Source organism: Caulobacter sp. LARHSG274, assembly GCF_052871235.1.
In genome coordinates this window covers 59,860-84,415 of record NZ_JBIXJO010000007.1, presented here as the reverse complement: position 1 = coordinate 84,415, position 24,556 = coordinate 59,860, and the positions used below count along the sequence as shown (strand labels likewise).

Annotated in this window: 21 protein-coding genes; 9 read left to right on the top strand and 12 right to left on the bottom strand. The window is 68.7% G+C overall.

Features of this window, described 5'->3' with window-relative positions:
• Positions 1 to 22: 22 nt before the first annotated feature.
• Complete coding sequence (locus ACIPQB_RS14030) at positions 23 to 1,777, bottom strand: sensor histidine kinase (RefSeq protein WP_446485858.1); 1,755 nt, start codon at positions 1,775 to 1,777, stop codon at positions 23 to 25.
• Positions 1,778 to 1,986: 209 nt separating this feature from the next.
• On the opposite strand from ACIPQB_RS14030, the gene ACIPQB_RS14025 reads away from it, so the two are divergent.
• The 3 genes from ACIPQB_RS14025 (at position 1,987) to ACIPQB_RS14015 (ending at position 5,253) form a co-directional block, all read left to right on the top strand.
• Positions 1,987 to 3,951, top strand: coding sequence for a hypothetical protein (locus tag ACIPQB_RS14025; RefSeq protein WP_446485857.1), 1,965 nt, complete (start codon positions 1,987 to 1,989; stop codon positions 3,949 to 3,951).
• Between the two features lie 114 nt (positions 3,952 to 4,065).
• Positions 4,066 to 4,395: a DUF6481 family protein gene (locus tag ACIPQB_RS14020; RefSeq protein ID WP_446485856.1), complete on the top strand. Its 330-nt coding sequence runs from the start codon at positions 4,066 to 4,068 to the stop codon at positions 4,393 to 4,395.
• Between the two features lie 63 nt (positions 4,396 to 4,458).
• Complete coding sequence (locus tag ACIPQB_RS14015; RefSeq protein ID WP_446485855.1) at positions 4,459 to 5,253, top strand: TSUP family transporter; 795 nt, start codon at positions 4,459 to 4,461, stop codon at positions 5,251 to 5,253.
• On the opposite strand, the gene ACIPQB_RS14010 is transcribed toward ACIPQB_RS14015, so the two are convergent.
• The 4 genes from ACIPQB_RS14010 to ACIPQB_RS13995 all read right to left on the bottom strand — a co-directional run bounded on the left by ACIPQB_RS14010 (position 5,250) and on the right by ACIPQB_RS13995 (position 8,335).
• Entirely contained in the window at positions 5,250 to 6,296 is a 1,047-nt protein-coding gene (locus ACIPQB_RS14010; protein WP_446485854.1) for an alpha/beta hydrolase, read from the bottom strand. The genes ACIPQB_RS14015 and ACIPQB_RS14010 overlap by 4 nt on opposite strands.
• A 29-nt stretch (positions 6,297 to 6,325) precedes the next feature.
• Positions 6,326 to 6,967 carry a TetR/AcrR family transcriptional regulator gene (locus tag ACIPQB_RS14005; RefSeq protein ID WP_446485853.1) on the bottom strand — a complete coding sequence of 214 codons (642 nt, stop codon included), beginning with the start codon at positions 6,965 to 6,967 and terminating at the stop codon, positions 6,326 to 6,328.
• Between the two features lie 109 nt (positions 6,968 to 7,076).
• Entirely contained in the window at positions 7,077 to 7,385 is a 309-nt protein-coding gene (locus tag ACIPQB_RS14000; protein WP_446485852.1) for a hypothetical protein, read from the bottom strand.
• Positions 7,386 to 7,441: 56 nt separating this feature from the next.
• On the bottom strand, positions 7,442 to 8,335 hold the full coding sequence (locus ACIPQB_RS13995) for a LysR family transcriptional regulator (protein WP_446485851.1): 894 nt from the start codon (positions 8,333 to 8,335) through the stop codon (positions 7,442 to 7,444).
• Between the two features lie 93 nt (positions 8,336 to 8,428).
• On the opposite strand from ACIPQB_RS13995, the gene ACIPQB_RS13990 reads away from it, so the two are divergent.
• Positions 8,429 to 9,409, top strand: coding sequence for an NAD-dependent epimerase/dehydratase family protein (locus tag ACIPQB_RS13990; protein ID WP_446485850.1), 981 nt, complete (start codon positions 8,429 to 8,431; stop codon positions 9,407 to 9,409).
• Here ACIPQB_RS13990 and ACIPQB_RS13985 read toward each other — a convergent pair.
• From ACIPQB_RS13985 to ACIPQB_RS13975, 3 genes are all read right to left on the bottom strand, one after another.
• Positions 9,402 to 10,205 carry a DUF72 domain-containing protein gene (locus tag ACIPQB_RS13985; protein WP_446485849.1) on the bottom strand — a complete coding sequence of 268 codons (804 nt, stop codon included), beginning with the start codon at positions 10,203 to 10,205 and terminating at the stop codon, positions 9,402 to 9,404. The two genes, ACIPQB_RS13990 and ACIPQB_RS13985, sit on opposite strands and share 8 nt — an antisense overlap.
• A 75-nt stretch (positions 10,206 to 10,280) precedes the next feature.
• A complete protein-coding gene (locus ACIPQB_RS13980; protein ID WP_446485848.1) occupies positions 10,281 to 12,725 on the bottom strand; it encodes a M20/M25/M40 family metallo-hydrolase in 2,445 nt (814 codons plus the stop codon).
• A 128-nt stretch (positions 12,726 to 12,853) separates the two neighbouring features.
• Positions 12,854 to 15,448 (bottom strand): TonB-dependent receptor, encoded by a 2,595-nt coding sequence (locus ACIPQB_RS13975; protein WP_446485847.1) that lies wholly within the window; start codon positions 15,446 to 15,448, stop codon positions 12,854 to 12,856.
• Positions 15,449 to 15,707: 259 nt separating this feature from the next.
• Here ACIPQB_RS13975 and ACIPQB_RS13970 point away from each other — a divergent pair, with 259 nt between their 5' ends.
• Positions 15,708 to 17,144, top strand: coding sequence for a protein adenylyltransferase SelO (locus ACIPQB_RS13970; RefSeq protein ID WP_446485846.1), 1,437 nt, complete (start codon positions 15,708 to 15,710; stop codon positions 17,142 to 17,144).
• 126 nt (positions 17,145 to 17,270) lie between these two features.
• A complete protein-coding gene (locus ACIPQB_RS13965; protein WP_007667460.1) occupies positions 17,271 to 17,396 on the top strand; it encodes a hypothetical protein in 126 nt (41 codons plus the stop codon).
• Between the two features lie 60 nt (positions 17,397 to 17,456).
• Here ACIPQB_RS13965 and ACIPQB_RS13960 read toward each other — a convergent pair whose 3' ends face one another.
• Positions 17,457 to 18,365 (bottom strand): LysR family transcriptional regulator, encoded by a 909-nt coding sequence (locus ACIPQB_RS13960; protein ID WP_446485845.1) that lies wholly within the window; start codon positions 18,363 to 18,365, stop codon positions 17,457 to 17,459.
• A 116-nt stretch (positions 18,366 to 18,481) separates the two neighbouring features.
• Between ACIPQB_RS13960 and ACIPQB_RS13955 the strand changes: the two genes are divergently transcribed.
• Positions 18,482 to 19,180 carry a pirin family protein gene (locus ACIPQB_RS13955; protein WP_446485844.1) on the top strand — a complete coding sequence of 233 codons (699 nt, stop codon included), beginning with the start codon at positions 18,482 to 18,484 and terminating at the stop codon, positions 19,178 to 19,180.
• A 69-nt stretch (positions 19,181 to 19,249) separates the two neighbouring features.
• Positions 19,250 to 19,849 (top strand): NAD(P)H:quinone oxidoreductase, encoded by a 600-nt coding sequence (gene wrbA, locus ACIPQB_RS13950; RefSeq protein ID WP_446485843.1) that lies wholly within the window; start codon positions 19,250 to 19,252, stop codon positions 19,847 to 19,849.
• 85 nt (positions 19,850 to 19,934) lie between these two features.
• Here wrbA and ACIPQB_RS13945 read toward each other — a convergent pair whose 3' ends face one another.
• Genes ACIPQB_RS13945 through ACIPQB_RS13935 form a run of 3 tightly spaced genes read right to left on the bottom strand, consistent with a single transcriptional unit; the run spans position 19,935 to position 23,946 of the window.
• Positions 19,935 to 20,966: a 2-oxoadipate dioxygenase/decarboxylase family protein gene (locus ACIPQB_RS13945; protein ID WP_446485842.1), complete on the bottom strand. Its 1,032-nt coding sequence runs from the start codon at positions 20,964 to 20,966 to the stop codon at positions 19,935 to 19,937.
• A gap of 14 nt (positions 20,967 to 20,980) precedes the next feature.
• Complete coding sequence (amaB, locus tag ACIPQB_RS13940) at positions 20,981 to 22,504, bottom strand: L-piperidine-6-carboxylate dehydrogenase (RefSeq protein ID WP_446485841.1); 1,524 nt, start codon at positions 22,502 to 22,504, stop codon at positions 20,981 to 20,983.
• Positions 22,505 to 22,527: 23 nt separating this feature from the next.
• Positions 22,528 to 23,946, bottom strand: coding sequence for an FAD-binding oxidoreductase (locus ACIPQB_RS13935; RefSeq protein ID WP_446485840.1), 1,419 nt, complete (start codon positions 23,944 to 23,946; stop codon positions 22,528 to 22,530).
• A 114-nt stretch (positions 23,947 to 24,060) separates the two neighbouring features.
• On the opposite strand from ACIPQB_RS13935, the gene ACIPQB_RS13930 reads away from it, so the two are divergent.
• Entirely contained in the window at positions 24,061 to 24,486 is a 426-nt protein-coding gene (locus tag ACIPQB_RS13930) for an Lrp/AsnC family transcriptional regulator (RefSeq protein WP_446485839.1), read from the top strand.
• The last annotated feature ends 70 nt before the right edge of the window (positions 24,487 to 24,556 follow it).

The following is a 24,556-nucleotide window of genomic DNA, read 5'->3' as shown; positions in this document are numbered from 1 at the left end:
GTCGCTTCCGCTGGGGAAGAGATCAGGGAGCGACGCGACGGAGAGGTCGAGCGCGCGCTTCCAGCAGGCCTTGCGCCGGGGTCGCAATCGGGAACGGCGCTTCGACCGTGAAACGGCTGCCTTGCCCGAGGGCGCTCTCTACATAGATCTCGCCGTGCATCATCTCGACGATCTGGCGCGTGATGCTCAGGCCCAGGCCGGTTCCGCCACTGCATTCGGCGGCGGAACCGGCCTGCTCGAAGGGGCTGAAGATCGATTCAAGCTGATCGGCGGGGATACCGAAGCCGGTGTCCTCGACGACGAAGCGCAGCCTTGCCGCGTCGTCAGTTTGCGAGACCAGCGACACCCGCAGGCTGATCTGACCGGTCGAGGTGAACTTGACGGCGTTGCCGAGCAGATTGATCAGCACCTGCCGGACGCGTTTCTGGTCCCCGACGATCATGGGCGGAAGATCCCGCGCCACGTTGACCTCGAAATCCAGGTCTTTTTCTTCGGCCGGCAACCGGAACATCTGGCGGACGCCGTCGATGCAATCGCGCAGGTCGAACGTCGCGGGAAGCAGCGCCAGCTTGCCGGCCTCGATCTTGGCGAGGTCGAGAATGTCGGTGATGACGGCCAGCAGATGCTCGCCGCTCGATTGGATGGTTTTCACCGCTTCAAGCTGCTTGGGCGTGAGATCGCCGCGGCTGAGCCAAAAGGAATAGCCGATGATGGCGTTGAGCGGCGTCCGCAGCTCGTGGCTCATATTGCCGAGGAACCGCGATTTCGCGCTGCTGGCCGCCTCGGCCGCCGTGCGGGCGCGAGCCAGGACGCGGGTTTCATGCGCCTGACGGTGCTGCCGCGCCTCGTATTCACGACGCATGCGAAGAAAGCGGTGAACCAGGAAAGCCCCCGTGAGCACCAGCCAGACGCCAAGGATGACTAGGTACCACTGCTCCGTGGAGAGATAGGCCCCCTCGAAGGTGATATCGTCGACCGACACGTCGAGATCGCGGGGCGCCGCGCCGTTGGTGCTGATCTCGATCGCCAGGATGTTGCTCAGGTCGGGCGTCGCCTCCTGGGGCGAAAAGCTGTGGTTCGCGACCCACCATTGTTCAGGGGCAAGCTGGCTGAGCGGCAGGCGGACTTCGTTGCGGCCGTTGACGATCGGAAATTCCAACGCCAAGGGCATGTCCTCACCCCCAGCCTTGCCACGAAGACCGGCGGGCAACGCGGCCTTTACAATCAGCTTCAGGCGATCGCCGGGGCCGCGATAGGAAAAGCGCAGGGTGATCGTCTTGAAATGGGAGAAGTCCAGGCCTTCGTCCTGCTTGCCGTTATTGAGGCGCAGGCCGTAGCCGCAATAGGGATAGGTTACGCCATCGCGGATCGTGCACGACCAGGACAACGGCTTCAGGGCGTCCGTGGAAATGCTCGAATGTCCGCCGCTCGTCGCGTCTGAATAGGCGTAGGCCACGAACTGGCCGGTAAGCGGCGACAGGACCAGCTGCTGGCGCGTGATGGCGCTTTGGCCCAGAACCGCCGCGAAGGTCACGACGATCAACAGAAAGATCGCCGCTTCGATCTTCAGATTCGCATAGCGGAGCCAGCGCGCGTCCTTATCGCCAGAGTCCGTCGACTTGCCCATCGGCGGCGCCTCGTCGACGTCGGCGAGCGCCATGCGCGATGGAAGGTTCTGGCCGACAGCGCGATGATCTTTGCGATGATGCACCGCGCTTCCCCCAAAGCCCTGCATGCGCCGAAAACCCAGGAAAATTGCGCCAGCGTCGATCCGCATATCTGGCGCGTACTGATTACCATTTAATGAGAAATGCATGTGGCGTTTTGTAGCGCCCTGAGGCCCGCCCCGGCCCTTCCGCGCCTGTTCGGAAATCACAGGCGTCTCATATTTCCCTCGCCGCTTTCGCGCGGTCGCCCTTATGGTACCGCAACCAAGACCGGTCGCCTCGATGCGCCGGCGGGGGCTCCTTGAGGGAAGAAACAGGCATGATCCGTCTAACCCGTAGTTTGCTCGGCGCCGTGGCGCTGTGCGCGGCCATGGCGCCCGCCGCTCAGGCGCAAAGCGTCGAGCCGCAGCCCTTGCCGGCCTACAAGAACTTCCACGCCGCCATTTACATCGCCGTCAACGACGCCAAGGCCCTGGCCGACAAGGCCGTCTTCGATCGCCAGTTCGAGCGCGCCAGCCGCCAACTGCACTTCGACAAGGTCTATCTGGAGGTCTATCGCGACAAGAATTTCGCCAGCGACGACCAGATCGAACGGGTCAGGGGCTGGTTCGAGGCGCGCGGGATCAAGGTCGCCGGCGGGATCACATTGGCGGCCGGCGGCGAGGGCGGCCAGTTCGGCACCTTCGATTATGAAAAGCCCGCCGACCGGGCCGAGTGCGAGAAGGCCGTGCGCCTGGCGGCCAAGCATTTCGACGAGGTGATCCTCGACGACTTCTTCTTCTACACGTCCAAGAGCCCCGCCGACATCGCCGCCAAGGGCGACCGCTCCTGGAGCCAGTACCGGCTGGAGACCATGCGCAAGGTCAGCCAGGACCTGGTGCTCGGCCCCGCCAAGGCGGTCAATCCCAAGGTGCGGATGATCATCAAATATCCCAACTGGTACGAGCACTTCCAGGGCACGGGCTATGACCTGGAAAAGCAGTCGCAGATGTTCGACGGCATCTATGCCGGCACCGAGACCCGCGACCCGGTGGTCACCGACCAGCTGCTGCAGCAGTACGAGAGCTATTCGATCATCCGCTATTACAACAACATCCGTCCCGTCGGGTCGAACGGCGGACCGGGCAATGGCGGCGGCTGGGTCGACACCTTCTCGACCCTCTATGTCGACCGCTACGCCGAGCAGTTGTGGGATACCCTGCTGGCCAAGGCCCCGGAGATCACCCTGTTCAACTGGCGGCCGATGAACGAGCCCAAGGCCGTGGCCCCGGGCGAGCGTCCATGGAAGGACAAGGCGACCAGTTTCGACTGGAAGGCGATGACCGCCAGCTACAAGAGCTCAGGCCAGGCCGACGATCCCGGTCCCGGCTGGGGCCGCGCCGCCGGCTGGTCGCTGGAGAAGATCGACAAGGACCTCGGGCTGCTCGGCAAGCCGATCGGTGTCGCTTCGTACAAGCCCTACCAGTCGTCGGGCGAGGATTTCCTGCACAACTATCTGGGCAATATTGGGATACCGATCGAGCTGTCGCCCAACTTTCCCAAGAACGCCGATGTCGCCCTGCTGACCCAGGCCGCGGCCAAGGACCCGAAGATCGTCGAGGAGATCAAGGGCAACCTGCTGGCCGGCAAGACGGTGTTCATCACCTCGGGCCTGCTCGGCGCCCTGCAGGGCAAGGGGATCGAGGACATCCTGGAGGTGCGCGACACCGGCCGCAAGGTGGCCCTGCACGACTTTCTCAACGGTTACGGCGCAGGCAACGGCGAAAGCCTGAACGACCCCAAGCGCAACAACCCGCCGGTGCTGTTCCCGGAGCTGGCCTTCTACACCAACGACAGCTGGGGGATCATCCGCGGCGTGGCCAACGCCAAGGGCTTTCCGATCCTGCTGATGAACCGCTACGGCGGCGGCGTGCTCTATGTGCTGGCCATGCCCGAGAACCCGGGCGACCTCTACAACCTGCCCCAAGGGGTGACGACCGAGATCAAGCGCTATCTGCAACGCGACTTCCCGGTGCGGCTGGACGCCCCCGACCGGGTCAGCCTGTTCGCCTATGACAACGGGACCTTTGTGGTGCAGTCGTTCCGCGACGACGACACGGCGGTGAACCTGTCGCTGCTGGGCGACGGCGTGAAGCTGCGCGACATGGCCACCGGCCAATTGGTTGCGGCCAAGGCTAAGGACGGCAAGGCCGACGCCTGGCGCCGCCAGGGCGTGCCGGCCCGCACCGACTTCGCCGCCCAGGTCGCCCCGCACAGCTACACGGTGTACCGGATCGAGAACTGAGGACCGCAATCCCGGCGCGACCCTGACGGCGCGTCCATTCGCGCCGGGATGACCGATTGCTTTTTCCGGCGTTTTGACGTCTTAGAAGCGCACTTTCCACCAACCAGAAGATTCATGTCGCAACTGAAGAACACCGGCTTCGCCGATCGCATCACCGCCGCCGCCGAAGCCAAGAAGGCCATGCTGGCCAAGATGAAGGTGAAGCCCACCGTCCAGGACCCCAATTTCGAGCAGCGCCACGCCGAGCGCGAAGCCGAGTTGGAGCGGGTCCGCGCTGAGCGCGCCGCCGTCAAGGAAGCCGCACGCCTGGAGGCCCTGGCCAAGGAAGAAGCCGTCCTGGCCGAGAAGCGCGCCAATCGTAAGGAACGCAAGGCGCTGTCGGCCGCCGAGCAGAAGGCCGCCCGCGACGCCAAGTACGCCGCCCGCAAGGCGCGCCAGAAATAAATCTTCCGACGCTCGGCCGCGTGGTCCCGGCCCTTTCCGGGCGGACCCTATGAAAGGCCTGAGATGAGCGTCGATATCGGTCTGCTGGCGACGATGTTCGCCGTTGCGGCGGTCGCCGGGGCGTTCGACGCCATCGCCGGCGGCGGCGGCCTGCTGACTGTGCCGGCCCTGCTGCTGACCGGCATGAACCCGGTCGCGGCCCTGGGCACCAACAAGCTGCAGGGTGCGGTCAGCGCCATCTCCTCGACCAGCGCCTTCGCCCGCCGTGGGCTGATCGACTGGAAGACCGCCCTGCCGGTCGCCGGCTGCGCCGCCGTCGCCGGCCTGGCCGGAGCCCTGTGCGCCAGCCTGCTGTCGCCGCGCGTGCTGGCGGCCCTGGTGCCGATCCTGCTGATCGTCATCGCCCTCTATTTCGGCTTCACCCGCGGCCTCAAGGGCGAGGACGCCCGGCCGCGCCTGACGGTGGCGGTCTTCGCCTTCTGCGTCGCGCCGCTGATCGGCTTCTATGACGGGATCTTTGGCCCGGGCGCCGGCGCCTTCTACATGGTCGCCATCGTCACCCTGCTGGGCTATGGCGCGCTGAAGGCCACGGCCCACACCAAGCTGGCCAACGCCGCCTCCAACCTCGGCAGCCTGACCCTGTTCATCCTCAAGGGCGTGGTGGTCTGGCCGATCGGCCTGGCCATGGCGGCGGGGGCCTTCATCGGCGCCCAGATCGGCTCGCGCCTGGCCATGCGGTTCGGGGCCAGGCTGATCCGGCCGCTGCTGGTGATGATGTCCTGCGCCATGGCGGTGAAGCTGCTCAGCGATCCCGCCAATCCGCTCCGCCATGCGGTGGTGGGACTGTTCGGCGGTTAGGCGGCCGTATCGAACGCCGCCCGCACCAGTCGCGCGATCTCGCGACAGGCCGCGTCGGCGGCGGGCACGACGCCAGTGAAGGCGGTGAAGCCGTGGGCTAGGCTGTCATAGCAGCGATAGGTGGTCGGCACGCCGGCCGCGACCAGCCGTTTGGCGTAGGCCTCGCCCTGGTCGACCAGCGGGTCGAAGCCGGCCGTGACCACCACGGCCGGAGGCAGGCCTGAAAGATCCTGCGTCTTGTCAGGCGACAGGCGCGGATCGGCCGGATCGGCGTCGGCGCCCATATAGTGGCCCATGAACCAGTCCATCACCGGCGTGCTCAGCGGGTAGGCGTCGGCATAGGTGGTCATCGAGGCGGTCTCGCTGGCCACGTCGACGGCCGGATAGATCAGCAGCTGCAGGGCTGGCGGGGCTTCGCCGGTCCGCTTCATCTCCTGGGCGACCACCGCCGCGAAATTGCCGCCCATCGAGTCGCCGCCGATCGCCGCCGCGCCTGGCAGGGCCCCGAAACGGGCGGCGTTGTCGCGAGCCCAGCGGAAGGCGCTAAGGACGTCCTCCAGCCCGGCCGGGAAACGGTGGTCTGGCGCCAGGCGGTAGTCGACCGAGATCACCGCCGTGCGGGCGATCCGGGCCAGGATCCCGCAGAAGGCGTGGCAGGTCTCCAGGTCGCCGATCACCCCGCCGCCGAAATGGGCGAAGACGATCAGCGGCGCGCGGCTGTCCTGTTCGGCGGGACGATAGGCGCGCAGGGCAAGCGGCGCTTCGCCCGGCCGGTCGATCGTCAGGCTCTCAGTGCGCACCCCCGGCTCAGGCGGGCCGCTCATCACCGCCAGGCCCTGAGCGCTGGCGGCGCGGGCCTCGTCCGGCGACAGGCTGGTCAGGGACGGCAGGCGCCCGGCGGCGTGGGCCAGGAACTGGAAGCGCGGGTCCAGGGTGCGTCCGCCGCGATAGACCACGCCGCCGCCGGACATCGCCCGCAATATCGGCGCGGGCAGCGACAGCATAGCCTTGAGGATGAACTTCTGGGCGGCGAGATCGGCCATTGGGGCTCTTTTCTGGAAGGGAAGGGATCTTACGGGCGCGGCAGGGCCGGCAGGCCGCCGAGGATCATCCGCACCGCGAAATCGGCGGCGCCGGCCACGTCGATCGGCCGCCGCTCCAGCATCTTGTCGCCGATCTCGCGGGCCACGGCGATGCAGGCGGCGGTGAAATAGTCCAGGTCGACGGCGGGGGCGTGGTCGTGTTCCAGCACCTTGGCGAACGCCTCGCGCACCTCGCCGAACACAGCCACGATCTCCGGCGTGGCGCGGGCGTGGGGGAACACCTCGCCGGCCGGCCGGTCCAACCGCCAGCTTTCCTGTTCGCCTTCCAGGAAGTCGAAATAGGCTCGGACCGCGCCGCGCAGGAAAGACTCGAAGTCGGTCGCCCTTTCGGACTCGGCCCGCAGGATCGGCCGGAAGCGCCGAGCGCCGTCGTCGGCCAGTGCGTCGAACACCTCCTCTTTGGACTTGTAGTAGTTGTAGAAGGTGCCCGAGGCCAAGCCGGTGCGGCGGATGATGTCGCGCACCGTGGCCGCTTCGTAGCCCAGTTCGCCGAACACCGCCCGCGCCGCATCGAGGATCGCCTGACGATTGGCGACCTTGGTGCGCTCGCGCTTGCCGGGGCGGTTATCCTCGGGGGGCGGACGGGCAGGGAAATAGGCGATGTTCGACATCGAGCACGATTCGCGACGAGGCCTTGATGACGCCCCGTCACGATCTCAACCCCATTTCCGTTCCGGGGCAAGCCTCGGCGGACGCGGCGGCTTCAAACGCCCCGAACTGTCAGCTTCCCGGGCGGGAATAGGTCGCCGTGCAGCGGGCCTTGCATTGGGCCCATTGGCCTGAGCAGCTGTCGTCGTCGCCGTTCGAGCGGCAGAAATAGTAGGTGCGCGCGCAGCTGGCGCGGCACTGGTCCGGGTCGCCGCCCTGGCGCGAGGCGGCCAGGGGGATCGGGATCGGCAGGATCGGGTTGACGGCCTCGGGGGCTGGGGCCGCCGCCGGCGGGGGCGGAGCCGGCCTGCTCCGAACCCGGGCGCTGGCCGGGGCGGCCAGGGCGGCGATCGTCAGCAGAAGGGCGAGGGCGAGGCGCATAGGCGAACCTCTAGCGCGACGGACTTTAGGTTCGGTTAACCACGTTTGTCGCGCGCTTAGGGCTGCGAAGTCGCCAGGAAAGCGCCTAGCCCTTCCGCCAGGTGGTCGAACGTCGTCCGCATCCGCGGCGTGGCGCGCAGGTCCTCGTGCATGACCAGCCAGACCTCCAGTGCAAGGTCGATCTGGCCGGGGCAGATCGGGAGCAGGTCGGGATCGCGGCGGGCCACGCCGTGCTGGACGAAGCCGATCCCGAAGCCGGCCCGGATCGCGGCCAGCTGGGCGAGGTCGCTGTCGGCTCGGAAGGCGAAGCCGTGCCGGGCAAGCGGCAGGCGTTGGACCAGGCTGCGCAGGAACGGCGTCTCGCGATCGAAGCCGACCACGGCGTGGCGTTCCAGCGCGTCCAGGGTCTCGGGCCGGCCCTCGGCCTCGACATAGCGGCGATGGGCGTAGAGCCCCAGGTGGGTGTCGCCCAAGCGCCGGGCGACCAGGGCGTCCTGGCTGGGCCGGACCATGCGCACGGCGATGTCGGCCGCGCCGCGCAGCAGGTCCTGCTGCTGGTTGTCCAGCGACAACTCGACGACGACGCCGGGATGGCGCGGGCGATAGGCGGCCAGCAGCAGCGGCAGCACCTCGGCGCCGATGATCTCGCTGGCGGTCAGGCGGACCACGCCTCGGGCGCTGTCGCCGGCGCTCGAGGCGGCGCGGAGCATGGCGGTGGCGGCTCCCGCCATGGCCTGGGCGTGCGGGGCCAGGTCCAGCGCGGCGTCGGTCGGTTTCAGGCCCTGGGGCGAGCGGGTGAACAGGGCCGCGCCCAGGACGCGCTCCAGCTCGGCGATCTGCCGGCCCAGGGTCGGCTGGGTCAGGCCCAAGGTGCGGGCGGCGGCCGACAGGCTGCCCTCGGTCAGCACGGCGAGGAAGGCGCGGTAGAGGCTCCAGTCGGGATCGCTCATGCATTTATGCATAGCAGATCAACAGCATTCGCCAATTCAAGTTTATCTTGTCCGGGCCGATCCTGCGGTCATCAACCCGACGGGAGACAAGACATGACCACGACCGCATTCTCGGACCAGCGCGGCGTCGCCCTGGTGATCGGCGCCGCCGGCGGCGTCGGCGGCGAAGTCGCCACGGCCCTGGTCCGCCACGGCTGGACCGTGCGCGCCCTGACCCGCCGCCCCCAGCCGGCTCGCGTCGGCGTCGACTGGATCGCCGGCGACGCCATGGTCGCGGCGGATGTGGCCAGGGCCGCCTGCGGGGCGGCCCTGATCGTCCACGCCGCCAACCCGCCCGGCTACCGCGACTGGGACAAGCTGGTCCTGCCGATGCTCGACAACACCATCGCCGCCGCCAAGGCCGAGAGCGCCCGCGTGCTGCTGCCCGGCACGGTCTATAATTTCGGGCTGGAGACCTTGCCGCGGGTCGACGAGACCGCGCCGCAGAACCCCACCACCCGCAAGGGCAAGATTCGGGTCGAGATGGAGCGGCGGCTGCGGACGGCCTCGGCCGAGGGCGTTCCGGTGCTGATCGTCCGGGCCGGCGACTTCTTCGGCCCGCAGGCCGGCAACAACTGGTTCGGCCAGGCGATGGTCAAGCCCGGCGCGCCGCTGAGGTCGGTGACCGAGCCCGCGGCCAGGGGCGTAGGCCACGCCTGGGCCTATCTGCCGGACCTGGCCGAGACTATGGTCCGGCTGCTGGACCGCGCCGACCGCCTGGCTCCATTCGAGGTGTTCCACTTCGGCGGCCATTCGCTGGCCTGGGGCGAGATGACGGCCGCGGTGCGGCGGGCCGTTGGCAACCCGCGGCTGCCGGTGCGGCGCTTCCCCTGGCTGCTGGTCACGGCCCTGTCGCCTTTCGTGCGGCTGTTCCGCGAGATGGCCGAGATGGCCTACCTGTGGCGCGAGCCGCTGGTCCTGGACGACCGCAAGCTTCGGACCTTCCTCGGCGCGGACCTGCCGTCGACGCCGCTCGACGATGCGGTGGCGGCGAGCCTGCGGGGGCTGGGGTGTTTGGAGGCGGCGCTCACCTGACCCGTTCGATCAGCGCCATCGCCCCTTGCGGCGCGTTGACCTTGCCTTCGTGGATGATGAAGGCGAAGACGTCGCGGGGGGTCTTGGTCGGCTTGTGGTCAGGGTCGGCCTTGGGCAGGTCGGACGGCTCGCCCCCCTCGGCCCAGGCCTTCAGCCGGTCGGCCCAGGCGTCGAGCTCGTGGGGCGGATAGGCGGTCGGCACGTCGTCGGAACCGGTCTGCAGCCGGGCATAGACGAAGTCGGCGGTGACGTCGGCGATTTCCGGATAGTCGAAGTGCTTGGCGTAACAGACCGCCACATTGTGATGACGCAGCAGGGCGGCGAATTCGGGAACCACGAAGGTCGGGTTGCGCACCTCGACCACGTGGCGCAGGCGCAGGCCGTCGAGGTTCTTGGGCAGCAGGGCCAGGAAGGCCCCGAAGTCGGCGGCGTCGAACTTCTTGCTCGGGGCGAACTGCCAGAGGATCGGCCCGAGCTTGGGCCCAAGCAGGGTCAGGCCCTGGGCCAGGAACCGGTTCACCGACTCGCCGGCCTCGGCCAGCACCTTGCGGTTGGTGGTGAAGCGCAGCGCCTTGACCGCAAACACGAAGCCGTCGGGCGTGGCGTCGCGCCACTTGATCCAGCTGTCGGGCTTGAACTCGGAATAGTAGGTGCCGTTGATCTCGATGGCGGTCAGGTGGCTGGCGGCGTAGGTCAGCTCGTCCTTCTGCTTGACGCCCTTGGGATAGAACGTCCCGCGCCAGGGCTCGAACGTCCAGCCGCCGATGCCGGCCCGGATGACGCCACGACTGGTCATGCGTGTTCCCTTCCTGTTCTCGCGCCGCACCCTAGGTCAGGCGCGCGCGGCGGGGCAAGGGGGAAAACGCAGGGTTTATGGCTCGGCGACCGGCTCCGCCGCCGGCCAGGCCAGTGCGCCGCGGTCCAGCACGATGGTCTTGTCTGAATAGCCGCTGGCCATCAGCTCCGGCGGCTTGGCGGGGATCGCCGAAGCCCCGCGCGGCCAGCCGTCGCGGATCTCGATCACCGCCACCTCGACCCGGCCGGCGGCTGCGGCGGTGAAGCTGAGGGTGACGCCATTGGGATCGGGGGCGTGGTAGGACAGGCTGGTCCAGGCCCCGGCCTGGGTCGCCAGCTTGATTGGCCGACCGTTCAGCCGCGGCTCGCCCAGGGCCAGGCTGGGGCGAAGGCGCAGGGTCAGGACCTCGGCCCCCGCGGTCGGTACGGCGCGGATCAGCAGGCGCTCGCCGGCCCGGTCGATGGTCAAGGCCGGCCGCTCGACCGGCAGGACGGCGGTCGGCGCCATCCACACGGGGCCGCTATAGAGCGGCGGATAGGCCTTGCGCACCGGCGTGGCGTCGCCGTCCGACAGCACCACTCGCGACCAGGGATCCAGGCGCGGCTGGGGCGAGACGCGCCAGGCCGTGCCGGTCGACAGGTCGGCCAGGTGGCTGGCCTCGGCCAAGCGTGGGCGGGCGACCGAACCTTCAGCTAGGCCGGCATAGAGCAGCAGGCCGACGCCGGCCGCCGCAGCCATCGCGGCCGGAATCGCGGCCCACTTGGCCGCGGCGAAGTCGAAGGCCAGGGGCAGCAGGGCCGGGACTGCCAGGACGGCGAACACCGCCAGCACGGCCGGCTCCAGCAGCCCGACCCCGGCGAAGGTCCAGGCGCCCCATGCGCCCAGCTGGGCGACGACCAGGATGGCGACGACGCCGACGGCGAGCGTCAGGGCCCAGGCGACCCGGCGGTCGCGGGTTCCGCCGACCGCCATGACCAAGGCCGCCGCCAGGCTGGCGGCCAGCAGCGGCCAAGCCAGCATCACCGAGCCGCCCGGCAGCAGCACCTGGGCCGTCACCGCCAGGGCCAGCAGCACCAGCAGGGCGCCCAGCCAGGCTCCGAACACCCCGACGCCTCTGCCCAGGCTCAGCCAGGCCAAAACGATCACCGCCCCGGCCAGACCCAGGCCGACCGGATCCAAGCCGCCGACCAAGCTGCAGGCGCCGCCGGCCAGAAGGGCGATCACGCTGGTCCAGATGCGGCCGGTCCCCCGCGCCTGCAGCACCAGCACGCCCAGGCAGACGCCGATCAGCAGAACCCCCGCCCCGGCCAGCAAGGCGTTGAACTGGCCGAGCACCGCGTAATAGCGCTGGTCGTCGGCGATCTGGATCAGACGTCCGGCCAGGTGCAGGGCCAGGACAGCGCTGGCGGCCAGCAGCAGGAAGCCGCCGATCCCGCGCAGGATCTCCAGGATCGTGACCGCCCGGCCGCGCAGGGCGCGAAAGCCCGTGAACAGGATCAGCAGGCCGGCCGCCCCCAGGATCGCCCAGCCGACGCTGGCGGGATAGGCCACGAGGCCCTGGCCCAGGACGTCGGAATAGATCAGGTCGGGCGAGCGGGCCGGCAGGGCGGCGCTCCGGGCTAGGACCCGCACGACCGGCAGGGCCTGGTCGCCCAGGTTCTGCAGGCTGCCGGGGTTCAGGTGCTCGGGGGTGGCCAGGGCGGTGTGATAGGCCAGCTGGTCGTCGATGAAGGCGAAGTTCAGGCCCGGCAGGCCCTTGCGCAGCGCGTGGGTGAAGTCGGTGTCGTTGGGCATGCGCTGGTAGATCGCCGCCGCCACCGAATTGGCGGTCGGCTGGTGGGCGGCGCCGGCATAGAGGCGGATCAGCCCGCCGCTGTCGGTCCCCGTCTGGAACATCGCCGCCCGCCCGGAGTCGCCGCGCGCCTCCAGGTTGACCACGATGCCGACATGGTCGCGCAGCGGATCGCGGGCGAAGAAGGCCTCGGCCCCCAACAGGCCGGGCTCCTCGCCGTCGGTGAACAGGAAGAGGACGTCGCGAGCCGGGGGCGGGCCGGCCTTCAGCGCACGGGCGATCTCCAGGGCCGCGGCGACCCCGGCGGTGTCGTCGGCGGCGCCGGGCGAATTGTGAACGGTGTCGTAATGGCTCATCACCAGCACGGCCGAGGCGTTGCGGTCGACCCCCGGCAGGGTGGCGACGATGTTCTGCACCGCGCCGACGGCGATGGACCGGGTCGCCCCCTGGGCGGGGTCGCGGACGCCCTCGCCGGGGCGCACCAGCACCTCCAGCCCCAGTTCGGCCGCCCGAGCCAGCAGGTGGTCGCGCACCCGCACGATCTCGGCCGAGCCGGTCGGATGCGGCTTGCGGCCGATGGCCCGGACGTCGGCCATGGCGCGGCCGGCCGAGAACTGGTCGGCGGGGGCGTCGGCGGCCAGCGGAGGGGGCGTGCGCAGGGCGAAGCCGGCGATCGCCAGGCCGAGCAGCAGGCAGATCCATACGCCGAGCAGCCGGATGGTCTTCATGCGATGCGCCTCCGCGGAACCTCCGCAAGGCAGGGTGGGGCTGTTCGGGATTCGAGAAAAGCCGCGCCGACGGAAAAGGGCGACCCGGTCGCCCGGATCGCCCTTGCCGTGTCGGTTCGAGTCCTGGCCTAGAACTTCGAGCGCAGGGTCACGCCATAGGTGCGCGGCGCGCCGAGGAAGGCGTCATAGGTGATGGTGTCGGGGAAGCCTGTCGCGCCGTAGGTAGCGTTGGCGATACTCAGGCCCGAGCTGCCCTGCAGGAAGCCATTGAAGGCCACTTGGGTGTACTTTTCATTCAGCAGGTTCTGACCCCACAGTTCGACGCTCCAGTGCTCGTCCTCCGAGCCAATGGCGATGCGACCGTTCATGACCGTATAGGCCTTCTGCTCCTTCAGCGGGAACAGGTCGGAACCGGTGTTGTATTTGGACGAGTACTTGGCGCCGATATTGAAGCGCGCCTTCAGGCCTTCACCGACCGGACGCTCATAGGTGAGCGAAGCCGACGCTGAATATTTCGGCGCCAGTGACAGGCGGCTGCCGGGAAGCAGCGACAGGGCGTTGTTGGGATCGTTCGGCACCTTCTGATCGCCGTACTTGGTGTCGGCGTAGGTCAGGCCGCTCTGAACCGATAGGCCGTGAACCGGTGTGAACCAGAGGAAATCGACATCGACGCCCTTGGAAGTCACTTCCGGCACCGAGCGCACCGCGAACGAGGTGCCCAGGAAGGTATTCAGCTGAAAATCAGTGTATTTTTGATAGAAGCCGGTAACGTTGAACAGGATTGAGCGGTTGAACAGAGTGTTCTTCAAGCCCAGTTCGTAGCTGTCGACGAACTCGGCCGGGAACGAAGTGTCAAGTACCGGCAGCACGCCGTTCGCGCCCGGAGTTTGCAAGCCGTTCGACGATTGCGAACGATCCAGGTTGAAGCCGCCGCCCTTGTAGCCGCGGGCGAACGATGCATAGCCCAGCACTTCCGGCGAGAAGCGGTAGGCGCCCTTCACCGTGCCCGACCATTCCTTGTCCGAGCGCTTTTGAGTCGTGCCGCGGTTGTTGAACTGCGGGTTGGCCCAGGGCAGGCACATATTGCCGATGGCGTAGGCCACAGGGCTGACGCCGCTGGTGACCGGATTTGCCACGCCCAGGCTGGCCAGCGGCACGCCGCGGGCAGCCAGGGCCAGGGCGACGCGCTGTTGGCCGGCCGGGGTCAGCATCGAGCCGCAGCCGCGGCCTCCGTCGCTATTCGTTTGGAAGGCGTCCAATTCTTTGTCCTCGACCGAATAGCGCAGGCCGAAGGTCAGGTCGAAGGCGTCGGTGACGTGGAAGGAGTTGTTGGTGAAGCCGGCGATCGTCGTCGAGCGCTGCTTGTAGGTGTCGTGCAGGCCGCCATTGGCCGCAAAGGTCTGGCCGTAGGGCATGCCGCTGAACTGCGAGGCGAGCAACTGCGGGTTGGCGGTGTTCATCGTCGGGAACGCGCGGGCGATCTGCGCCAACACCACCGTCGACAGGAAGGCCTCGTAGTCTGAGCCGTAGCGGAAGTTGGCTTCGTTATCCAGCCGCTCGTCGGCCAGGAAGGCCCCGACCAGCCAGTCAAGCTTGCCGGTCTCGCCAGTCAGGCGCAGTTCCTGGCTGAAGGTGGTGAATTCCGAGTAGTTCGTGCCGTCCTTGGCGCGATAGGCGATGTCGGCAGTGGTGAAGTCGGAGTCCTGGCCGTTGTCGGTGCGCCAGTTGCGGATGGCGGAGATCGAGGTGAGCTTGCCGATCGGCAGGTCAATGTTAGCTTCCAGCGAGACACCCTTGTCCTCGATCGATGACGGCGCGCCGCGGTTCGAATAGGCCACCCGCTCATAGGGATTGGCCGGATTGGAGATGCCCTTGCCGCCCGCCAGAGCGTTGACGACCGCGGCGGTCGGACCGGTGCGGATCTGCACGGCGCCGCAGCAGTTCTCGTCGCGCTTGCTGTAATCGGCGATCAGCTTGAAGCTCGACTTGTCGTCCGGCACGAAAAGCAATTGGCCGCGGACGGTGTAGAAGCCCTGGTCGGCGTCCTGGTCGCGCTTGCTGGGGCCCTTGCCGGTGACGACATCATTGTAGCCGTCGCGTTCGCGGGCGGCGATGTACAGGCGACCGGCCAAGGTCTCGGCGCCGAACAGCGGGCCAGTGACGGAGGCCGACAGGCCGTGGGCGTTGTAGTTGCCGATCGTCGCCTCGGCGTTTGCCCCGAAGCCGAACTCGGGCTCCTTGGTGACGATGTTGATGACACCGGCCGAGGTGTTCTTGCCGAACAGCGTGCCCTGTGGACCTTTCAGCACTTCGATGCGTTCCATCTCGCCCAGGTCGCCGAAGCCGACGCCATTGCGCGGGCGATAGACACCGTCGATCACAACGCCGACCGAACTTTCCAGGCCAGGATTGTCGCCGACCGTGCCGACCCCGCGGATGCGGGCGGTGGTCGACGCTTCCGAGGAAGTCGAGGTCACGGTCAGGCCGGGGGTCAGGATCGTCAGGTCCTTGATGTCCTTGACGCCGGTGTCCTGCAGCAGCTTGGCGCCGACGGCGGTGACCACCACCGGCACGTCCTGCAGGCTCTGCTCGCGCTTCTGGGCGGTGACGACGATGCTGTCGACGGTGGGGATTTCGGTTTCCTGGGCCTGAGCCGCGATGGGGGTCAGACCAGCGAGCACCACGGCGGACGCCGTGCCGCAAAGCACCTGGGTGAAGCGCATTTCCTACCTCGGTTTTATGACGTGAGCGCTTGCACGCCCCGCCTTTTGATTTGGTCCGACCCGAACGACTGTTCGAATTGACACGGTAGGGTTACGGCCGCGCTATGGGCTCGGCAAGGAAAAACCTTATGGCTCAAAGCTTGCTGGACTTCTGTTGCCGGGAAGCGACAACGTTCTTTGCGCCACCCTGACGTTCGGTCCGGATCGGCTGTCGCCCGGCGGGCTTGCGTCGGCGGCCGCGTCGGCTCATCTGCGGAGGATGCCGATTTCCGCCGCCTACCGTCCCGATCCGGTCTTCATGCGCCTGGGGGCGGAGTTCGCCGATCCGGTGACCCCGGCCGACTTCCCCCAGACCCTCCTGCGCTTCCGCAACGACCGCGCCGCCGCGACGGTGGGGCTGGAGACGCTCAGCGACGCCGAATGGCTGGAGCATTTCGCCCGTTTCCGGCCGCTGCCCGACAACCAGCCCGAGCCGCTGGCCATGCGCTATCACGGCCATCAGTTCCGCAGCTACAATCCCGACCTGGGCGACGGCCGCGGCTTCCTGTTCGCTCAGCTGCGCGAGGCGGGAAGCGGCCGGCTGCTGGACCTGGCCACCAAGGGCTCGGGCCGGACGCCCTGGTCGCGGGCGGGCGACGGTCGGCTGACCCTGAAGGGCGGGGTCCGCGAAATCCTGGCGGCGACCATGCTGGAGGCCCTGGGGGTTCCGACCTCGCGCGCCTTTTCGCTGGCCGAGACCGGCGAGGAGCTGCAGCGCGGCGACGAGCCCAGCCCGACCCGCTCGGCGGTGCTGACCCGGCTGTCGCACAGCCACATCCGCTTCGGCAGCTTCCAGCGCCAGGCCTTCCTGCAGCGGCCCGACCTGATCACCGTGCTGGTCGACCACGCGGTCGAGACCTATTTCCCCCACGTCGCCGAGGCTCCCGATCGGCCGGCCGCGCTGCTGGAGCAGGTGGTCGCCGCCAGCGCTCGGCTGCTGGCCCGCTGGATGGCGGCCGGCTTCGTGCATGGGGTGCTGAACACCGACAACATGGTGGTGACCGGCGAGAGCTTCGACTACGGCCCCTGGCGCTTCCTGCCGCGCAACGATCCGAACTTCACCGCCGCCTATTTCGACCATTCGGGGCTCTACAGCTTCGGCCGTCAGCCGGAGACGGTGTTCTGGAATCTGCAGCAGCTGGCCGCCTGCCTGGCCCTGGTCACCGACCAGGCCGGGCTGATCGCGGCCCTGAACCGCTTTTCCGACCTCTACCGCGACGCCCTGCGCGCGGCGATGCTGGCCCGGCTGGGCCTGAAAAGCCGTTCGCCCGAGGCCGACGTGGCCCTGGTGCAGGCAGCGTTCACCGCCCTGGCGGTCGGCGGAACGGCGGAGGGCGAGGGGCTGCGCTGGGAGCCGCTGTTCTTCGACTGGTTCGGCGGCCTGGCGTCGGAACATCGCGCCCTGGCCGGACCGCGGGCCGGACTCTATGGCCTGGAGCCGTTCCTCGACTTCCGCCGCCAGCTGGCCGGTTTCGAGCCGGATCGCCCCGAGCGGCTCGACGACCCGGTCTTCACCCGTCCTGAACCGGAGGAGATGCTGATCGACGAGGTCGAGGCCCTCTGGGCGCCGATCGCTGAGGACGACGATTGGTCGCCGCTTTACGCCAAGCTGGCCCGGCTTGAGGCCGTCCGTGTCGCCTACGCGTTAGGAGACTGACACACGGGTGAGACATATCTGCCGCATGCTGAGCTTTTCCGACGTGGGGTAGGAACAAACGTCAAGCTTTAGCCTTATCTGGTTAAGGCACGCCCGACGGGTGATTTGGCTCGTGGAGAATTTCGCATGCGTTTCTTCCAACCCGTGATGCTGGTCTGCGCAGTGGCCATGTCGTTCATCGGCGCCCTGGGCTTGCCCGGCTGCGCCCGCGCCATCGGCGAATGCCTGAGCGACAAGCACGAGATGGCCTGATCTTTTCCACCCAGCTCACCCGGCCTTCGTTCGCCGGGACAGGGGGTGATTTAGAAGACCTCACCCCAACCACGGCGCGTTCGCCAGCCGCTTGGCCAAGAACGCGATCAGCACCTCCACCCGCGCCGGCCGGATGCTGCTCGGCGGGGTGACCAGGTGCAGGGCGACCGGCGGCGGCGACCAGTCGGCCAGGACCTCTTCCAGCAGCCCGTCCCTGACGTCCTGCCAGGCCATGAAGTCCGGCTGCATGGCCAGACCCAATCCAGCCAGCAATGATGGCCGCAGAATGTCGGCGTTGTTGACCCGCAGGGGGCTGGGCAGGCTGACGGCATATTGTCCGTGTTCCGCGTGCTCGAAGCGCCAGACGCCCTTGATCTTGCTGTTGGTGTAGAACATGCCGCTGTGGGCCGTCAGGTCCTTGGGATGGCCGGGCCGTCCGTGGCGGTCGAAATAGGCCGGCGAGCCGACCAGCATCAGCCGCACTGGGCACAGGCGGCGGGCCAGCAGGCTGGAATCCTCCAGGGCCGAGATCCGCAGCGCCAGGTCGAAGCCCTCCTCGACGATGTCGACCAGGTGGTCCGACAGCGAAAGCTCGATCGACACCTCCGGATAGAGGGCGAAGAATGCGGGCAGGGCGGGGCCCAGATGGGCGATGCCGAACGACATCGGCGCCGCCACCCGCACCAGGCCGCGCGGCACGGCCGACTGGGCCGAGGCCTCGGCCTCGAGCGCCTCGCCCTCGGCCAAGATGTGCGCGGCGCGATCAAGCGAAGCCCGGCCGGCCTCGCTCAGCGACAGCCGCCGCGAGGTGCGGTGGAAGAGGGTCGCCCCCAGACGCGCCTCCAGTCGGGTGACGGCTTTCGACACCGTGGCCTTGGACAGGTTCAACTGCTCGGCGGCGCCGACGAAGGAGCCGGTCTCGGCCACCTTGGCGAACACCGCCCAGGCCTCGAAATCTGGAAGTTTCATGAGCGCGAAATCCGAAACGGTTTGTTTCGATCATTTCCATTTCGGAGTGCGGCGCAAGGGGCCATCTTCTCCTCAACAGAGACGGCCAGGCGGCCCTCTCCTCAAGGAGAACCCCGATGATCGATGTCAGACGCTTCGACAGCCTCGGCGGTGCCAACCACGGTTGGCTCGACGCCAAGCACCACTTTTCGTTCGCCGATTATCATGATCCCAGCCGCGTCCACCACGGCGCGCTGCGGGTGTGGAACGACGACACCATCGCCGCCGGAACCGGCTTCCCGCCGCATCCCCACGCCGACATGGAGATCATCACCTATGTCCGCGAGGGCGCAATCACCCACCAGGACAACATGGGCAACAAGGGCCGCACCGAGGCCGGCGACGTCCAGGTGATGAGCGCCGGCACCGGCATCCGCCATTCGGAATACAATCTGGAAGGCGACGCGACCCGGATCTTCCAGATCTGGATCATCCCCAACAAGCGCGGGGAAGGTCCGGCCTGGGGCGCCAAGCCTTTCCCCAAGGGCGACCGCTCAGGCAAGTTCGTGGCGCTGGCCAGCGGATTCGAAGCCGACAACGACGCCCTGCCGATCCGGGCCGACGCCCGGGTGCTGGGCGCCACCCTGAAGGCCGGCGAAACCACCGACTACGCCATCGGCGCCGACCGCAAGGGCTATCTGGTGCCGTCGACCGGCAAGGTCGAGGTCAACGGCGTGATCGTGAACACTCGCGACGGCGCGGCCATCCAAGACGAGGCCGTGATCCGCGTGACAGCGCTCGAAGACGCCGAACTGGTGCTCGTCGACGCCGCCTAGGAATAGCCGACCCAACCCGCGCTTTCGCTTCCCACCAAGCCCGCCCCTCAAATCTTCAAGGAGATTCTCATGCCCAAGGTTCTCGTTCTCTACCATTCCGCCTACGGCCACATCGAGACCATGGCCAACGCCGTCGCCGAGGGCGCCCGCGCCGCCGGGGCCACGGTCGACGTCAAGCGCGTGCCCGAAACCGTCCCCGAGGCGGTCGCCAAGGCCGCCCACTTCAAGCTCGACCAGGCCGCCCCGATCGCCACCATCGACGATCTGGCCAATTACGACGCCATCGTCGTCGGCGCCGGCACCCGCTTTGGCCGCATGAACGCGCAGATGGCCGCCTTCCTCGACCAGGCCGGCGGCCTGTGGGCCCGCGGCGCGCTGCACGGCAAGGTCGGCGGGGCCTTCACCTCGTCGGCCACCCAGCACGGCGGCAACGAGACCACCCTGTTCTCGATCATCACCAACCTGCTGCATTTCGGCATGGTCATCGTCGGCCTGCCCTACAGCCATCAGGGCCAGATGAGCATCGAGGAGATCACCGGCGGCGCGCCCTATGGCGCCACCACCGTCGCCGGCGGCGACGGCTCGCGCCAGCCGAGCGAGCTGGAGCTGGCCGGGGCCCGTCACCAGGGCGAACTGGTCGCCAAGACCGCGGCCAAGCTGTTTGGCTGATGGGCTATAGGAGCGGATCGTTCAAGCCGAACGGTCCGCTTCGCCCGATCGGCGGGCTCTCCTTTGCGGGGAGCCCGCCTTTTCGTCACCCGGCGCCGGTCATCTTGAAGATGCCCTGGGCGTTGCCGCTGTCGAAGCGCAGGTCCAGCCGCTCGACACCCGTCTCGTCGATGAAGCGGTCGCGGCTGATGAATTCGTGGAACGAGCCTGGGATGGTCAGGACGACTTCGCCGGCTTCGGTGCGGAACGTCCGTTTCACCGGCTGAGCCTTGAACGCCGTCTGGCGCACACGGCCTGAGGCCGAGACCTCGACGGCGTCCTTGACGGGGCGGCCCAGGGCTTTCTGGGCCTCGGCCACCGCCTCGACGTCGGCCACCCGATCGGTGGCGTGATTGAAAGACTGGCCCTCGGTGGCGATCCAGGCGGCTTCGGCCGATTCGCCCAGCAGGGTCTGGTAGTCCGAGAGGCTCGGAACGGGGTGGGTGCGATCGAAGGCGGCGACCACCTGCGGTAGGGCGGCGATGGCGGTCTCCAGGTCGGCCGAGCCCTCGGCGGCGAAGGCGGCCAGGGCGCGGGTCGCCTGCACGTCCAGCACGTCCCGAGTGGCGTCGAACACCCGGTGCGCGGCGGCTTCGAATTCGGGCGAGAAGCGTTCGACGTGCAGCTCGCTGACGAAGAACTGCGGGACGGCTTCCGGACAATCCAGATGCGCATAGGCCCGGCCGGTCATCTTCAGCCGATCCAACGGATAGAGGCCGGCCAGGGTGTAGCCCAGCGGCTCCAGGATCCGCGCGAAGGCCCGGTGGCCGGCCGGCAGGGCGCCGGTCTGGCCGTCGCCGAAATCGATGGTCCGCAGCGCCCCGTGGTCGAACAGGATTCGCAGGCCCGCCGCCCGCCGCTCGGCGACATAGGCCGCGCCCGGCGGCACGCGGCCCATGATGTCGTGGAACAGCACGGCGTTCAGGGCCATGGCGAAGACGGCGCGCGACACGGTCCCGCCGGCCTCGCCCGAGAGCCTGGGGTCGATGTCGAGCGTGTCGAGGATTTCGGCGGCGGCCGGCCGGCCAATGGCCGAGGCGACCAGGGCGGTCAGGCAGGGGTCTTGTGGAGCGGTCATCGGGGTTTCCACGGTCAGACGTCGAAGGTCACGCCCTGCGCCAGCGGCAGGGTGGTTCCGAAGTTCACGGTGTTGGTGGCGCGGCGCATGTAGGCCTTCCAGCTGTCGGAGCCGGCCTCGCGACCGCCGCCGGTCTCCTTCTCGCCGCCAAACGCCCCGCCGATCTCGGCGCCCGAAGGGCCGATATTGACGTTGGCGATGCCGCAGTCGCTGCCCTCGCCGGACACGAACAGCTCGGCCTCCCGCAGATTCAGCGTGAAGATCGACGACGACAGGCCCTGGGCCACGTCGTTCTGGGCGGCGATGGCGTCGGCCAGCTCGGCGTAGCGCATGACGTAGAGGATCGGGGCGAAGGTCTCGGACTTGACGATGTCGGCCTGGCGGTCGATCTCGACCAGGGCCGGAGAAACATACCAGGCGTCCGGTCCGGCCACCGCGACCCGTTCGCCGCCGGTTACGCGGCCGCCGGCCGCGCGGGCCTGATCGAGCGCTGACTGCATGGCGTCGAACGCGGCCTTGTCGATCAGCGGGCCGATCAGCGCCCCGGCCTGGCGCGGGTCGCCCACCGGCGCCGAGGCGTAAGCATTCTTCAGCCGGCCCACAAAGGCCTCATAGACGCTGTCGTGCACGAACAGCCGCCGCAAGGTGGTGCAGCGTTGGCCGGCCGTGCCCATGGCGGCGAAGGCGACGCCGCGCAGGGTCAGATCGAGGTCGGCCGACGGGGCGACGATGGCGGCGTTGTTGCCGCCCAGCTCCAGCAGGGCGCGGGCGAAGCGGGCGGCGAGGCGCGGCCCGACCTGCCGGCCCATGGCGGTCGAACCGGTGGCCGAGATCAGCGGGACCTTCGGGTGGTCGACCAGGGCCTCGCCGATCGCGCGGCCGCCGATCAGCAGCGTGGACAGACCGGCTGGAGCTTCCGGACCGAAGCGCCTGACGGCGCGCTCGAACAGGGCCTGGGTCGCCAGGGCGACAAGCGGGGTCTTCTCCGACGGCTTCCAGACGACGACGTCGCCGCAGACCAGGGCCAGGGCGGCGTTCCATGACCACACCGCCACCGGGAAATTGAAGGCGCTGATCACCCCGACCACGCCCAGCGGATGCCAGGTCTCCATCATCCGGTGTGAAGGGCGCTCGGTGGCGATCGTCAGGCCGAACAGCTGCCGCGACAGGCCCACGGCGTAGTCGCAGATGTCGATCATCTCCTGGACCTCGCCCAAGCCCTCGGACGTGACCTTGCCGGCCTCCAGGGTGACCAGCGCGGCGAGGTCGGCCTTGGCGGCGCGCAGCTCCTCGCCCAGCAGGCGCACCAGCTCGCCACGGCGTGGAGCCGGAACCTTGCGCCAGTCTAGATAGGCCAAGTGGGCGGCGTCGATGGCGGCCGTGGCCTGCCCCGGCGTCGCCTCGGCCAGATGGGCCAGGATCTCGCCGGTCACCGGCGAGCGTGCGGCCAGGGTCCCGCTGTCGAGGGCGGCCGGATCGACACCGAGGCGACCGAGGATGGCGCGAGCTTCAGCGACGGCGGAGGGCAGGGGGGTCATGGACGGCTTTCGTGAATTGGGACTCATATCGGGGGAGGGGGCCTCAGTCGCACGCTGGCCGACCCCGTGCCGAACACCGCCGCCACGGCGGCGGAATAGTCCTGGACCAGCCGCGGCGTGAAGCGGTCATAGGGCGCCTGGACCGCGCGGCCCAGCCCGTGCTCGCCGCTGAAGCTGGCGCCGAAGCCATCGATCGCCAGGACCAGCACCGCCTCGCGCAGCGCCTCCAGCCGGGCGGGGTCAGCCGGTCCGGTCCGCACCAGATTGAAATGCACGCCGCCGTCGGCGACATGGCCGAAGTCACACAGGGCGTAGTCGGGGAAGTCCTGCTCCAGCATCGCCACAGCCTCGCGCCGGAAGCGGGCCAGGTCGCGGCGGCGGAACGACAGGTCGAAGCCGACCACCGGTCCACTGGCCCGCAGGCCCTCCGACAGCGCATGGCGCAAGGCCCACATCCGCTCGACCGGACCGAACAGGGCGTCGACCAGCGGGCTGTCGTCGCGTTCGAGCAGGTCGCCGGCGATCTGCTGCAGCACCTCGTCCAGCGACGCTTCGCCCGCGCGCGGCGCCCAGGTCCGGGTCAGCTCGACCAGCACGGCATAGTCGGGAACGCCGCCGGCGAACGGGTTGGAGAGCGACGGCACGTGCTCGATCGCCCGCGCCATGGCGGCCTGGGACATGCCCTCGAAGGCGGTCAGGGTCGCGCCGGCCTCGGCCTCGAAGGCCTGCAGCAATGGCAGGACGGCGTCGGCGTCAGGCGGGATCAACAGGGCGGCGGCGGTCTGGCGCGGGCGGTGGTGGACCTCGACGGTGACCTTGGTGATCACCCCGAACGCGCCGCAGCCGCCGACGAACAGCTGGCGCAGGGCGATGGCGGCGTTGTCCTTGCGCAGGCCATGCGACAGCTGCAGCACCGTGCCGGCGGCGTCGGCCAGCACCACCTCCAGCCCCAGCACGTGGCGGCGCATGTCGCCATAGCGCAGGAACCGCGCCCCGCCGGTGTTGGTGGCCGCCATGCCGCCGAGGCTGGGATCCGCCCCCAGGTCGATCGGCAGGAACAGGCCGTAGGATTCCAGCGCCGCGTTCAAACTCGAAAGCCGCACCCCGGCCCCCACCGTGGCCGTGCGATCGGCGGCGTCGATCTCCAGCGGCGCGGCCAGGCGGTCCAGCGACAGCACGATCTGCTGGCCGCCGGCGTCGGGAGTCGAGCCCTCGGCCAGACCCGTATTGGCGCCTTGCGGCACGAACGGCAGGCCCTGGCGCACGCAATAGCCGACCACGGCCGAAACTTCGCGCGTCGTCGCCGGCCGCACGACCGCCGCCGCCACGCCGGGGGCGTAGCGGGCGGGGACCTCATAAGCGGCGCGGTCGACCGGATCGAGGATCAGGCCGCCGGGACCGACCAGGGCGGCCAGGGCGTCTTGATGGGCTTGGTTCAGCACGGGCGGCTCCAGGGGCGGACATCATCCCCGCCGTTTCGTCGAATCCTAGTGGCGGTTCCGTCGATTTGACGGCAAAGTTTCGGCGAAACGCAGGTTAAAACCCACGAAATGCCCATGGATCCGATCGATCGCAAGCTGATCGCCGCCCTGAAGGACAACGGCCGAGCCTCGACCGCCGATCTGGCCCGCCGCGTCGGCCGCTCGCGCACCACGGTGCAGAGCCGGATCGAGCGCCTGGAGCGCGACGGCGTGATCCTCGGCTACGGCGCTCGCCTGGCCCCGGACCTCGAGCACGGCGCGGTGCGGGTGCACGTGATGATCAAGCTCGGCCCCAAGGAGGCCCGGGCCGTCGAAGCCGCCCTGCGGACCATCCCCGAGGTGCGGCTGCTGCACTCCGTCAGCGGCGACTACGACATGATCGCCATCGCCGCCACTGCTTCCGTGGCCCAGATGGACGAGGTGCTCGACCGGATCGGCCAGCTGCCCGGCGTGGAGCGCACAACCTCGTCGATCATCCTGTCGACGAAGTTCGACCGATAAAGTATCGCGCGAAGGAGCGGCAGCCGAGTTTCCGAAAAAATGGCGCAAAAACCTAAGGATAGGCGCCGTT